General features: G+C 60.8%; 12 protein-coding genes and 1 pseudogene. 2 read left to right on the forward strand and 11 right to left on the reverse strand.

Annotated elements, in window-relative coordinates; genetic code table 11:
• From JIF53_RS00125 to rpe, 8 genes and pseudogenes are all read right to left on the reverse strand, one after another.
• A pseudogene (locus tag JIF53_RS00125) lies at positions 1-362 on the reverse strand (IS1380 family transposase); the annotation flags it as partial.
• Between the two features lie 99 nt (positions 363-461).
• Complete coding sequence (locus JIF53_RS00130) at positions 462-680, reverse strand: hypothetical protein (protein WP_023011303.1); 219 nt, start codon at positions 678-680, stop codon at positions 462-464.
• 27 nt (positions 681-707) lie between these two features.
• On the reverse strand, positions 708-1,520 hold the full coding sequence (trpC, locus tag JIF53_RS00135; protein ID WP_199451540.1) for an indole-3-glycerol phosphate synthase TrpC: 813 nt from the start codon (positions 1,518-1,520) through the stop codon (positions 708-710).
• Positions 1,521-1,684: 164 nt separating this feature from the next.
• The gene (trpD, locus tag JIF53_RS00140) at positions 1,685-2,713 is read right to left on the reverse strand and encodes an anthranilate phosphoribosyltransferase (protein WP_199451541.1); all 1,029 of its coding nucleotides are present in this window, start codon (positions 2,711-2,713) and stop codon (positions 1,685-1,687) included.
• Positions 2,714-2,730: 17 nt separating this feature from the next.
• Complete coding sequence (locus JIF53_RS00145; protein ID WP_014422791.1) at positions 2,731-3,309, reverse strand: aminodeoxychorismate/anthranilate synthase component II; 579 nt, start codon at positions 3,307-3,309, stop codon at positions 2,731-2,733.
• Between the two features lie 16 nt (positions 3,310-3,325).
• Positions 3,326-4,813, reverse strand: coding sequence for an anthranilate synthase component I (gene trpE / locus JIF53_RS00150; protein ID WP_199451542.1), 1,488 nt, complete (start codon positions 4,811-4,813; stop codon positions 3,326-3,328).
• A gap of 236 nt (positions 4,814-5,049) precedes the next feature.
• Positions 5,050-5,739, reverse strand: a complete 690-nt coding sequence (locus JIF53_RS00155) for a phosphoglycolate phosphatase (protein ID WP_199451543.1) — start codon at positions 5,737-5,739, stop codon at positions 5,050-5,052.
• Entirely contained in the window at positions 5,736-6,422 is a 687-nt protein-coding gene (gene rpe / locus JIF53_RS00160; protein WP_199451544.1) for a ribulose-phosphate 3-epimerase, read from the reverse strand. The genes JIF53_RS00155 and rpe overlap by 4 nt, the downstream gene beginning before the upstream one ends.
• Before the next feature lie 98 nt (positions 6,423-6,520).
• Between rpe and JIF53_RS00165 the strand changes: the two genes are divergently transcribed.
• Entirely contained in the window at positions 6,521-7,486 is a 966-nt protein-coding gene (locus tag JIF53_RS00165; RefSeq protein WP_199451545.1) for a DUF3530 family protein, read from the forward strand.
• Here the strand turns inward: JIF53_RS00165 and JIF53_RS00170 are convergent.
• From JIF53_RS00170 to JIF53_RS00180, 3 genes are read right to left on the reverse strand one after another with little or no spacing between them, the layout of a single operon-like run.
• Positions 7,483-8,238, reverse strand: coding sequence for a DnaJ domain-containing protein (locus JIF53_RS00170; RefSeq protein ID WP_199451558.1), 756 nt, complete (start codon positions 8,236-8,238; stop codon positions 7,483-7,485). The two genes, JIF53_RS00165 and JIF53_RS00170, sit on opposite strands and share 4 nt — an antisense overlap.
• Positions 8,235-8,921: an N-acetylmuramate alpha-1-phosphate uridylyltransferase MurU gene (murU, locus tag JIF53_RS00175; protein WP_199451546.1), complete on the reverse strand. Its 687-nt coding sequence runs from the start codon at positions 8,919-8,921 to the stop codon at positions 8,235-8,237. The genes JIF53_RS00170 and murU overlap by 4 nt, the downstream gene beginning before the upstream one ends.
• A gap of 2 nt (positions 8,922-8,923) precedes the next feature.
• Positions 8,924-9,964, reverse strand: a complete 1,041-nt coding sequence (locus JIF53_RS00180) for an aminoglycoside phosphotransferase family protein (RefSeq protein ID WP_199451547.1) — start codon at positions 9,962-9,964, stop codon at positions 8,924-8,926.
• Between the two features lie 238 nt (positions 9,965-10,202).
• Here JIF53_RS00180 and JIF53_RS00185 point away from each other — a divergent pair, with 238 nt between their 5' ends.
• Entirely contained in the window at positions 10,203-12,536 is a 2,334-nt protein-coding gene (locus JIF53_RS00185) for an LPS-assembly protein LptD (protein WP_199451559.1), read from the forward strand.
• Positions 12,537-12,542 lie beyond the last annotated feature (6 nt).

Genomic DNA, 12,542 nt, shown 5'->3' on the forward strand with positions numbered 1-12,542 from the left:
GCTTCGACGGACTGAAGAAACTCGACGCTGGCATCGTCCAGCAGGGGTGTCAGGCCTTGAGCGTCTTCATCAAATCGCTGGCGCAACCGGGCCGACGATGGCGATTGCCTGATGCCCAGGGCAGACTTGAAAAATGGGTCCGTTCGAACCGGCTCGGCCGCCTCGAAGTCGCTCTTGCCCAGCGTGATCAGGCCAAGATAGGTCCGGATCAGTTCAATGTTCGGAATACCGTGCCGCTTGACGACGGTGCGGGCGGTTTTGGTGAGCGATGTATGCCGGTTCAGGCAATGACCGACCAGGGCCAGCCCGCCATTGGGTGTATAGACTTCGGTTCGGGATTGCTGGAGAGTGAAGGTACGCATGAGCCGAAAGCACTAACTGGGTGAATGGGTGTCAGGTGCTATTATATCGCTCTAAGCCTTGTTATTGCAGGCTTTGGGCGTGAGTTCAGCTCGTTGAAGTCACGGATTCAGGAGAAAGGTAAACCAGGGAATTAGCAGGTTCAGGGCCGCCAGGGCATCTGCGCCGGCGAAGTTGCCAATGAAGATACCGTCAACAATGTTGGCGGTGGTCAGTGCCAGTAACCCCGCCACAGAGGGCAGGGCATAGCGGAAGAATACCGGCCAGAAGGGGCCGGTCAGTATCGGGTTGTCGGATTCCTTACCGGTCTCTGCGTCCATACTTGCCTCACCCGTTTATCCTGTGAATCAGCCAAACAGCTCCTGCAGTTTCTCACCCGGGTCTGGCGCGCGCATGAAAGACTCACCCACCAGAAACCCATAAATGCCCCGGCTGGTCATGGCTTCCACATCGGCGCGGGTCATGATGCCGCTTTCGGTAATGGTCAGTCGGTTTTCGGCAATCCGATGGTGCAGTTCAAAGGTGGTGTCCAGCGACACCTCGAAGTTGTGCAGATTGCGGTTGTTGATGCCTACCAGCGGCGTGCTCAGGGTAAGCGCATCGTCCAGTTCCTCGCCATCATGCACCTCCACCAGCACATCCAGGCCAATCTCGTGGGCGATGCCCTCCAGTTCCTGCATCTGGTCTTTGGTCAGGCAGGCGGCAATCAGCAGAATGCAGTCGGCGCCAATGGCCCGGCTTTCATACACCTGATAGGGCGCCACCATGAAGTCTTTGCGGATCACCGGCAGGCTGCAGGCCGCGCGGGCGGCTTTCAGGTAGTCTTCGTGGCCCTGGAAGAAATCGTGGTCGGTAAGTACTGACAAGCAGGCTGCGCCGCCTTTCTCGTAGCTCTCGGCAATGCGTTCCGGTTCAAACGGATCGCGAAGGATGCCTTTGCTCGGAGAGGCTTTCTTGATCTCGGCGATGACGGCTGGCTGTTGCTCTTTGATTCGTGTGCGCAGAGCGTCGGCAAATCCCCGAGCCGGGGCTTGATCGCCGGCCATGGCTCTGAGGTCTGCAACGGAAACTTTCGGCTTCCGTTCGTCGATCTCTTCCCATTTCCGGTTAACGATCTTCCGAAGAATAGTGGGAGTCTTATCCAAATGTCTGTCAGTCATAGCAGGCCCGTAAATAGTTTGCGAGAGCGGCTGGGGAGGGGCGTTCCAAAACTGTCTGCAGCCAGGGATGGCTGCAGTCAAGCCCTACAGGGATGTACTTGTGGGCGTGTTTTGGAACGCCCCTCCCCAGCCGGTCGTCCGGCACCGAATTCAACAGGCCGGGATTAAAAGCACTGAGAAAAGTCAGCCAGTTCCGACATCTTGCCCGCCGCCAGGCCAGAGCCCATCGCGTCCAGCGCCATATCGACGCCTTCTTTGGTGGTCCTGGCCAGGCCGGCAACATAGATAGCCGCGCCGGCGTTCAGCGCGATCATGTCGCGGGCTTTCTCGGTGGTTTCGTCATGGCTGCGGCCGAAGGCGGCTTTGATTAATGCCAGCGATTCGTCAGCACCGTCTACCGTCAGGCCCACCAGCGACTGGCTCTTGATGCCCAGGTCTTCAGGCGTCAGGTCGTACTCGTTGATTTCGCCATCCTTCAGCTCTGCAACATGGGTAACGGTGGCCAGACTGATTTCATCCAGGCCATCCTTCGAGCAGACCACCATGATGTGTTCTGCGCCCAGGCGCTGCATCACTTCCGCCATCGGGCGGCACAGTTCCCTGGTGAACACACCAATCAGCTGGCGAGTGACGCCGGCCGGATTGGTCATCGGGCCAAGGATATTGAAGATGGTCCGGCAGCCCAGCTCCCGGCGCGGGCCGATGGCGTATTTCATGGCACCGTGGTGGGCCGGGGCGAACATGAAGCCGACGCCGATCTGCTCCACGCAGCGGGCTACTTCTTCCGGTTTCATGTCCAGGTTGATGCCGGCCTTTTCGATCAGGTCGGCGCTGCCGCTTTTGGAGGACACGCCGCGGTTACCGTGCTTGGCCACATAACCGCCGGCGGCGGCCACTACAAAGGCGGATGCCGAGGAGACGTTGAACAGGTTGGCGCCATCGCCCCCGGTGCCCACGATATCCACCAGCGGGCTGGCGTTGATTTCCACCTTGGTGGCCAGTTCGCGCATCACTTCGGTGGCGCCGGTGATTTCGTCGATGGTTTCGCTCTTCAGACGCAGGCCCATCAGGAAGGCACCGATCTGGGCATCGGTGGCTTCGCCGTTCATCACGATGCGCATCACATCCTTCATCTCGTCCCGGGACAGGTCCAGGTTGGAGGCAATGCGGTTCAGTGCTTGTTTCATGTCCATGGGTCGTCGGCCTCTTGTTATGTTCTCAGGAAGTTGCGCAGCAGTTCATGGCCCTGTTCGGTCATGATCGACTCGGGGTGGAACTGCACGCCTTCGATGGGCAGGGTCTTGTGGCGCACGCCCATGATTTCTTCAACGGAGCCGTCGTCGTTGCGGGTCCAGGCAGTCACTTCCAGGCAGTCGGGCAGAGTGTTCTTGTCGATCACCAGGCTGTGGTAACGGGTGGCCTGCAAGGGATTGTTCAGGCCCCGGAACACTCCCACGTCGTTGTGGTACACCGCCGACACCTTGCCATGCATCACCTTGCCGGCCCGGATGATGTCGCCGCCGTACACCTGGCCGATGGACTGGTGGCCCAGGCAGATGCCCAGGATCGGCAGTTTGCCGGCGAAGTGGCGAATGGCGTCCATGGAGATGCCTGCCTCATTAGGTGTGCAAGGGCCCGGGGAAATCACCAGCCGCTCGGGCTTCAGGGCTTCAATCTGCTCAATGGTGATTTCGTCGTTGCGGTATACCTGCACGTCGGCACCCAGCTCCGCCAGGTACTGCACCACGTTGTAGGTGAAGGAATCGTAGTTATCGATCATCAGCAACATAATCTGTTCCTCCGCCTCAATGGTCGTAGTCGTTGTAGGTCATGGCCACAGCCTTGAAGATGGCCCGGCCCTTGTTCATGGTTTCTTTCCATTCGAGGCGGGGAATGGAGTCTGCCACCACGCCGGCGCCGGCCTGGATGTGCAGGGTGTTGTCCTTGATGACCGCGGTGCGGATGGCGATGGCGGTGTCCATGTTGCCGTTGAACGACAGATAGCCAACCGCACCGCCGTACACGCCGCGCTTTACCGGTTCCAGCTCGTCGATAATCTCCATGGCGCGGATCTTCGGCGCGCCGCTGAGGGTGCCGGCGGGCAGGGTGGCGCGCAGCACGTCCAGGCAGCTGGTGTTTTCTTTCAGTCGACCGGTCACGTTAGAGACAATGTGCATCACGTGGGAATAGCGCTCCACGATCATCTTGTCGGTCAGCTTCACTGTGCCGGTTTCCGACACCCGGCCGGCGTCGTTGCGGCCTAGGTCGATCAACATCAGGTGCTCGGCGATCTCTTTCGGGTCGGCCAAGAGTTCCTTTTCCAGGGCTTTGTCCTCGGCATCGGTGGCGCCGCGTTTGCGGGTGCCGGCGATGGGCCGGACGGTGACTTCCTCATCTTCCACACGCGCCAGGATTTCCGGAGATGAGCCGACAATATGGAAGTCTTCCAGATCCAGGAAGTACATATACGGTGACGGGTTGAGCACGCGCAGCGAACGGTAGAGGTTCAGGGGTGGTGCCTCGAACGGAATCGACATGCGCTGGGAAATGACGGTTTGCATGACATCGCCATCCAGCACGTAGCCTTTGATCTTGTCCACCGCCGCTTCGAATCTGTCCTGGGTAAAGCCGGAAATAAAGTCGCTCTCGTCCACCACCTTGCCGCGCAGATGTTCCGGTGTGCGGGGGGCGTTGGCGGTCTGGCGGTGCAGCCGGCTTTCCAGTTCGTCGATGCGGGCCTGGGCCTGCTCGTAGGCGCCCGTGGCGGATGGGTCCACATGCACAATCAGGTGCAGCTTGCCGCGCAGGTTGTCGAACACCACGATTTCATTGGACACCATCAGCAGGATGTCCGGGGTGCCGATTTTGTCGGGCGGGCAGCTGTGGCGCAGGCGCTTCTCGATGTAGCGCACGGTGTCGTAGCCGAAATAGCCCACCAGGCCACCGTTGAACCGGGGCAGTTCGGGCAGGTCCGGGGCGTTAAAGCGCTTCTGGTAGTAGTCCACGAAAGCCAGAGGGTCATCGACCTCTGCCTGTTCGACCACTTCGCCGTTGCGGCTGACTTCGATGCGGTGGTCGAAGACTTTCAGCACTTCCTGGCTGGGCAAGCCGATGATCGAATAGCGGCCCCATTTCTCACCACCCTGTACCGATTCAAACAGGTAGGAGTATGGCCCGCTGGCCAGTTTCAGATAGGTGCTGAGGGGAGTGTCGAGATCCGCGAGGACTTCACGGTAAACAGGGATACGGTTATAGCCGGCTTCAGCGAGCTCGTGGAATTGCTCGGGTGTCATGGTTCGGTTTCCTGAAATCTGATCTGCGTTTTGTCAGAACGGTGTTACACCGCTGTGACCGGTGGTGCGGGCAAACAGGCATGCGCCATCAGCCCCGTGGCTTGCTCAGCCGGTGCGCCATCGCCACCATCGTGTTGCGCGGGTTGTCAGGATGCCTCGCGCTGCAGTCAGATTCAGTCCCTGCACGGCAGGAATCTCCCGAATTGATGTGTTCAAAATAAAACGTCCTTGCGAGATTACAAAAGCTCGGCCAGCGAATCAACAACAGCATCTGCGCCGAGACTGTCAACGGAGCCGCCAAAGTTGTAGCCATACCTCACGGCGACGCAGGGGATGCCTGCTGCCAGGGCTGCATTGACGTCTGCCTTGGAGTCCCCGACCATCACCGTGGTGCCCCGGGTGCCGCCCAGTTTTTCCATGGCGTGCAGCAAGGGCGCCGGGTCCGGTTTTTTCACTGCCAGGGTATCGCCACCGACCGAGAGGTCGAACCATTGAGCCAGCCCGGTTTTTTCCAGCAGGGGCTGAACAAACTGGTCTGGCTTGTTGGTGACTACGGCCATCCGGCAGCCCAGTTGCTTCAGGTGTTCCAGGCAGTCATGAACGCCGGGAAATACCACGGAATGCCGGCCATTCAGCTGGCCGTAGGCGTGGTAGAAAATGGTCAGGGCGTCGTTGAACAGCGCGTCGTCTTTGGCGGTGGCGGGTTCCCAATCGGTTTTTCCGGCCAGGGCCCGGCGCACCAGAACCTGGGCGCCGTTGCCAACCCAGTTGCGAACCTTGTCCAGGCCTGCCGGGCTACGCCCCAGGTGCTCCAGCATCTGATCCACGGCGGCGGCCAGATCCGGTGCGCTGTCCACCAGCGTGCCGTCCAGATCAAACAGGGCGACGCCCGGCCAGCGGGCGTTGAACAGGCCTTTCAGGCTCATCCGCCGATCACCTTGCGGGCCTGCTCAAGTTCCTCGCGCATGGCGTCGATGGTGGCCTTGTAATCCGGGGTGTTGAAGATGGCGGAGCCGGCCACGAAGGTGTCGGCACCGGCCTCGGCGATTTCGCGGATGTTGTCGGTCTTCACGCCGCCGTCGATTTCCAGCCGGATGTTGTAGTTGCTGGCGTCAATCTTCTTGCGGGCTTCCCGCAACTTGTCCAGGGTGCCGGGGATGAACTTCTGGCCGCCGAAACCGGGGTTGACCGACATCAGCAGCACCATGTCGAGCTTGTCCATCACGTAGTCCATGTAGCTCAGGGGCGTGGCCGGGTTGAACACCAGGCCGGCCTTGCAGCCGCCGTCGCGGATAAGTTGCAGGGAGCGGTCAATGTGCTTGCTCGCCTCCGGGTGGAAGGTGATGTAGCTGGCGCCGGCGTCGATGAACATGCGGATCAGGTCGTCTACCGGCGATACCATCAGGTGCACGTCGATGGGGGCGGTTACGCCGTGCTTGCGCAGGGCTTCGCACACCATGGGGCCGATGGTCAGGTTGGGCACGTAGTGGTTGTCCATGACATCGAAGTGCACCACATCGGCGCCGGCGGCAAGTACGTTATCAACTTCTTCGCCCAGCCGGGCAAAGTTGGCGGAGAGGATGGACGGCGCAATCAGATAGGGGTTCATCGGGGCTCTCTCGGTGTAGTGAATTATCGGCCTCTGGGCAACCCTGCTAGTCTATCAGTTTGCCGGTGATTTTCGCAGCGGGATAGGTGCATGGGCTCATGGGGTTGAAAGCAATCAGGTTACTTTGTCTGTTCTTGATCAGCGGCTGGCTGGGCGCCGCTGTGGCCCAGGATGAGGCGCAGGGGAGTGAGGAGGCAGAGTCTGTGGCTAAGGTTAGTCCGGCGTCAAGATCGGGCTTCTCAACGGGGTTGGGCGAATGGGCGCTGGCACGGCGTTACCCGGAGCAGGCTGTCTGGCTGGATCTTGACGAGGAAGGCCGGGCGCTGGGGCTGTTCCTGCCCGAATACGTTACGCCGGCAACCGGGGCTTTACTGATACTGGCCGACGAAGGCCAGACGGCCGATGAGGGTGTATTGGGGCCGTTGCGGGTGGCTCTTGCGGAGCGGGGCGTTGCCGTGATGACCGTTGGCCTTGGGCTGCCTCCGGAGGCGGTGCGTCGGCATCGCATTGAGGCCTTGGTGCCCAGCCTGGATGATGACGCCGGACAAAATCCGGATCAGGGCGGGAATACACCGGATTCGGTCATGATTGATGTCGCCGAGGAGCCGCCTATTGATGACGTGGCTGCGGATTTCCGGAATTCGGTTCGTGCGGTTCTGTCCGCGGGCGTGGAAGCGTTGCAGCAGAGTGGCTATGAGCGTGCGGGTGTGCTGGGCATTGGTTGGTCCGCCGATTATGTGACGGACTGGGCGGCGGACTCCGCTGCCGTGTCTGCGGTGGTCTGGCTGGCCCCCCGGTTCCCGGCCCGGCGGTCCGCCACCTTGCCCTCGTTGTTGAAGGAGCGAAACGGAGGACAGGGATGGCCAGTGCTGGATCTGCATGATTCCGGTGGTCGCTCCGGGGCAGAGGGCCGGGCGCGGGCGGCGGCGTTTGCTCGCGCGGATGTGACCGGTTACGACCGTCAGCCCTTGGCCCTCAATCAACCGCTCCGGGCCGAAGATTCAGTGCGGGTTGCCAGCCGGGTCAGTGCCTGGCTGAAAAACCGGTCGGCCAGCCGGGATTAGAGGGTTCGATGTCGCTGGCGAATCAGTTCCCAGGCCTGTTGATAGCGTAACAACCGGTCTTTTGCCATCGCCACTTCCGAAGGCGTCAGCTTCTGCTGCGCCAGTTTGTCCGGGTGGCAGGCGGAAACCTGTTTGCGGTAAGCGCGTTTGATGGTCTCCAGCGAATCTCGCCGGGTTACGCCCAGAATCTGGCAGGCCTGCTCGTACGTCGCCGGCTTTTGCGGTGGCGCCGCAGTGCGGATCCAGACCTTGCTGGCGTAGCTTTCGAAAATGTCATCGCTGATGACCACGGGCAACCCCATATGGCTGATGGCGTCTTCGCAGCGGTAGCGCCGGGCCTTGCCGGGTTGGCCGAGGATTTGTGCGCCATGGCATAGGCAGATAGCGGTTTTCAGGGCCGGTGCCGGCCACAGCAGCAAGGCCAGGCGCAGCATCAGACCCTGGCGCAGGGGCAGATGGTCAGTGTCCTTGCCCTTGCGAAACTGGTCGATGGCTTTGCGGCGTTGCCTGGCCGACAGGGCCAGGGCTTTCATCAGGGCTTCGGCATAATGAATGTCCGGTTCCCGGACCCGGCCATCGGCCTTGGCAATGTAACCCAGAAAAAAGAACAGTGGCTTGCGGCACCAGCGCGGCAGGCGCGCGCGCTCCAGCAGTGTGCTGGCCTGATGTCCGCAACTGGACAGTTCCTGCAGCAGTTCCTGGAATGACGACTCCATTCTCGCCGGCAGGGCGGGTGGATTGCTCTGGCTCATGATGTCCGGGCCCTTTCGTGCAGCCACTGGTCCAGGCTCTGCAATCGTTCTGGTGTGCCGACATCCACCCACTGGCCGTTATGGTGCAGACCGGCGACCCGGTTGCGGGCCATGGCCCTGCGCAGCACAGGGCCAAGTTTGCCGGCGGCATCGTCCAGTTCATCAAACAGGCGCCGGTGCAGCAGGCTGATACCGGAGAAGGTGAGTTTATCGGCCCCGTCAGGGTTCAGAAGGCCGTTGTCCTGAAGATGAAAATCCCCTTCCGGGTGGTGGGGCGGATTTGAGACCATCACCAGCAAGGCATCGGCATCGGCCGGGGCCAGGAGCTGGCTGAAATCGAAATCGCTCCAGATGTCACCGTTGACCACCAGGAACCAGTCGTCGCCCGCGTCGGTCAGCAGAGGCAGGGCCCGGATGATGCCCCCGGCGGTTTCCAGCGGTTCACCCTCTGCAGAGTAGCGAATGCTGACACCAAAGGCCTCGCCATCCCCCAGCCGGGCTTCAATCTGTTCCCCCAGCCAGGCATGGTTGATCACAATGTCGCTGAAACCGGCGTCGCGCAGGCGCTCGATATGATGAACGATCAGGGGCTGCCCCCCGGCTGACAGCAACGGTTTGGGGGTGGTCAGGGTCAGCGGGCGCATACGCTCGCCTTTGCCGGCGGCGAGAATCATAGCCTTCATGGTCAGCGAACTCCCGGCTCCGGCAGCGGGCCAATGCGCTGTTCGATGGCCGGAATCACGGTGCTGCAGAGCCACTCGTGAAAATGCCGGAAGGCTGATTGCCGGGCGCTGGCATCTCGCAGATAACTGACGGTGCGGGGAATGTCAGCCAGGTAGCCGGTCTTGCCGTCGCGAATGGCGAGGCGGGCAAAAATGCCGGCGGCTTTCAGATGGCGCTGCATGCCCATGAGCTCAAACCACTGCCGGAAAGTATCTGCATCAGCGCGGTGCAAACCGGCCTGCTGGCTGGCGTTACGAAAATGCTCCAGCCAGCTTGCCAGGCGGTCTTCCGGCCAGCGCACGTAGCAGTCTTTAAGCAGGGAGACGGCGTCATAGGTGATGGGGCCGCGTACGGCATCCTGAAAGTCGATCACGCCGGGGGCAGCCTGGCTATCACGGATCAGTAGATTACGGGAGTGATAATCGCGGTGCACGGTGACTTCCGGCTGCGCCAGGGCGCTCTCACGGAGCAGGCCGAAGGCGGTGTCCAGCAGCGCCCGTTCCTGGTTGTCGAGTTCCAGGCCCAGGTGTTTTTCCAGCAGCCAGTCCGGGAATAGCGCCATCTCCCGGTCGAGCAGGGTCTGATCATAGGCGGGTAGTGGATAGTCTGCCGGGTCGTCCAGCCCGGCAATACGCGCCAGTTCGTCCAGCGCGGCCCGATACAGGGTGTCCGCATCGCCCTGTTCCAGGGCGGTTAACATCAACAGATCGCCCAGGTCTTCCAGTAACAGAAAACCCTGCTCAAGATCCTCGTCAGCAATGGCGGGCACGGCAATACCGTGTTGATGCCAGTGTCGGGCGATGGCCACAAACGGAACGCAGTCTTCGTGCTCCGGTGGAGCATCCATCACAATGAAGGGGGCGGGTTGCTCGTCTGGCACGTCTTTCCAGACCCGGAAGTACCGTCGAAAACTGGCGTCGCCGGAAACCGGTGTCGGGCTGGCGGCCGAGAAGCCGGGAATTTGCCTGACCCAGCGGGTCAGCAACTGCAAACGGTTATCCATGGTCAGATCAGCATTCCTGGATCGGTGGATGATGGCCGGCGCGTTAACCGGGCACTCTCTGCACCGGAGTATAAAGAGGGTAAAACGGAATTGCAGCGGGCTTTCCGTTAACAAGCCTTGAGGGCGCGTGTAAACTAGGTGCCCTTACGCCCAGCCATCATTCAAATGGAACAGGAATTTCGTCAACGTGCCCAGCCATTGCTCCTCACTGTTGTGCGCCAGGTTCCGGCTTTCAAGCCTGGCCGTCATCGTGGCATTGGCAGCGAGTGGCGTACGTGCTGAGGAGCCGGGTAGCAGCCCCAGCGCCGCCGAGATTGACTGGCGCCCGCGCAGTGAATTGCCGCCAGAAGTGGCCGAACGGCTGCCGGTGTTCTGCGAGGGCGGTTATCTGCCTGGCACGGTTGGCGGCGATGGCGCTGTGGTGCCGGGCGTGGGTATCGATGGTTCAGCGCCACTGGAAGCCAGTGCCCTGAACGCCCGCTATGAACTGAATAGCGAACTTTACTTGCAGGGAGATGTGCGCCTGCGCCAGGGTCCGTTCCAGGCGACCGGCGCGGAGGCACGGTACGACCAGCAGTCCGGCGAATTGCGGCTGCAAGGGCCGTTGGTCAGCCGAGGCGAAGGCTTTCTGCTGACCGGGCAGGAAGCGAACTACTCTACCCAGTCCGGGCAACTGGATATCAACACGGCCACGTTTCTCCTGCACGAGTCGGAACTCAGGGGCGAGGCATCATCCCTGTCCAGGGTCAGTGAAAGCCAGGTGGTTATCTCCGATGGCATGATTACCACCTGTGGTCCGGGCCAGAATGATTGGTCGATTGTGGCATCGGACATCGAGCTGGATCAGGCGGAAGGCTTTGGGACCGCCCGACATGTGCGGCTGGAAGTGCTGGATGCGCCGGTATTCTACTGGCCTTACATTACCTTCCCGATTGATGACCGCCGCAAGACCGGTTTCCTGTATCCCCAGTTTGGCTCGTCCAGCGCCGGTAGCGGGGCTTATCTGGCCTTGCCGTACTATCTGAATCTGGCACCCCATTATGATGCCACCCTCACACCGCAGTATATTCACGGTCGCGGCCTGTTCACGGAAGTGGAGGGGCGTTACCTCAGTCGGTATGGCGAATCGGTGCTGCAGCTGGGGTATATCGACAATGATTCCGCTTTTCGGGATGAAAATCCGGGTGAAAATGGCGAGCGCTGGGCCCTGGATTTTTCCACCCGGGCGGCGTTTGGCGGAGGCTGGAGCGGCTACGGCGATTACTCGGTGATTTCGGATGAGGACTATCTGAGCGACCTGAACCGCAGCCTCGAAATTGATCAGGCGACGCATCTTCAGCGACGGGGTGGCGTCCGTTACTACGGTGCCAATCAGTACTTTGAGGCCTATCTGAACGGCTATCAGACCATCCGCGACCGCATTGCCGACGTTAATAAACCCTATGCCCAGCTGCCGGAAGTGATCTATGGCGGCTCGCTGGAAGCCGGCTGGCTGGAAGCGAACCTGGAAAGCCAGTACACCTGGTTTTACCGGGACAACGAGAACCTTACCGGTCTGGACAAGGCCAACGGCCAGCGGTTACGGGCGATTCCCGAACTGGCGTTGCCCATGCGCGCGCTCTGGGGCTTCAGTCGTCCTTCGGTCAGCCTCGACTACACCCGCTATGAACTGGACGACTACACCCCGGGCGAGGCCAGTTTCGACCGCACCGTGCCGGTGTTCGAGTGGGACAATGGTCTGTATTTTGATCGTCGATCCAGCCTGTTTGACGTACCTTACAATCAGACCCTGGAGCCCCGGCTGTATTACGCCTGGGCGGATGCCGAGGCCGATCAGAACCACATCCCGGATTTTGATACCGGCATCCGCAGTTTCCGCTTTGATCAGCTGTTCCGGCGGGACCGGTTTACCGGCGGGGATCGGGTCGGTGACGCCAACCAGTTGACGGTGGCGCTCACCAGTCGTTTCAATGACCTCCTCACCGGGGCGGAGCGGGCTCGGGTGAGTATCGGCCAGGTGCGCTATTTTGACGATCGTGAAGTGGATCTGTTTGGCGAGGGCGCATCCGACCGAAGCCGCTCACCGCTGGCGGGCGAGTTGGTGCTGAACCCCATCGACAATCTGGAGCTTCGTTCTTCCCTGTTGTGGGATCACGAAACCCGGAAAACCGAAGAGGGCCGCAGCCAGCTGATTTTCCACTCCGAGGATTATCGTTACCTGGCGACACTCGGACATACCTACAGCCGGCCGGATGAGCTGGAACAAACCGACATTGGAACGGTCTTTCCGGTAACGGACCAGGTCAGTGCCATTGGTCGCTGGGTCTGGGATTCCGAGCTGGACCGAACCGTGGGCACCCTTGCCGGTCTGGAATATAACAACTGCTGCTGGAGTTTTCAGGTGGTGCACCAGAACTACCTGACCGATGACGAAGAACTGGACACCCGCTTGCTGTTCCGGATTGAACTGAAAGGTCTGGGCGGCAGTGGCGGTGCATCCGACAACATCGCGGACGCCATCTACGGCTACGACGAGCGCGAGCGCCGGAGGTTCGGAAACCCGCGCCGTTGAACGAAC

The sequence above is a fragment of the Marinobacter sp. bablab_jr008 genome (genome assembly GCF_016464145.1).
GTDB classification, from domain to species: Bacteria; Pseudomonadota; Gammaproteobacteria; order Pseudomonadales; family Oleiphilaceae; genus Marinobacter; species Marinobacter nauticus.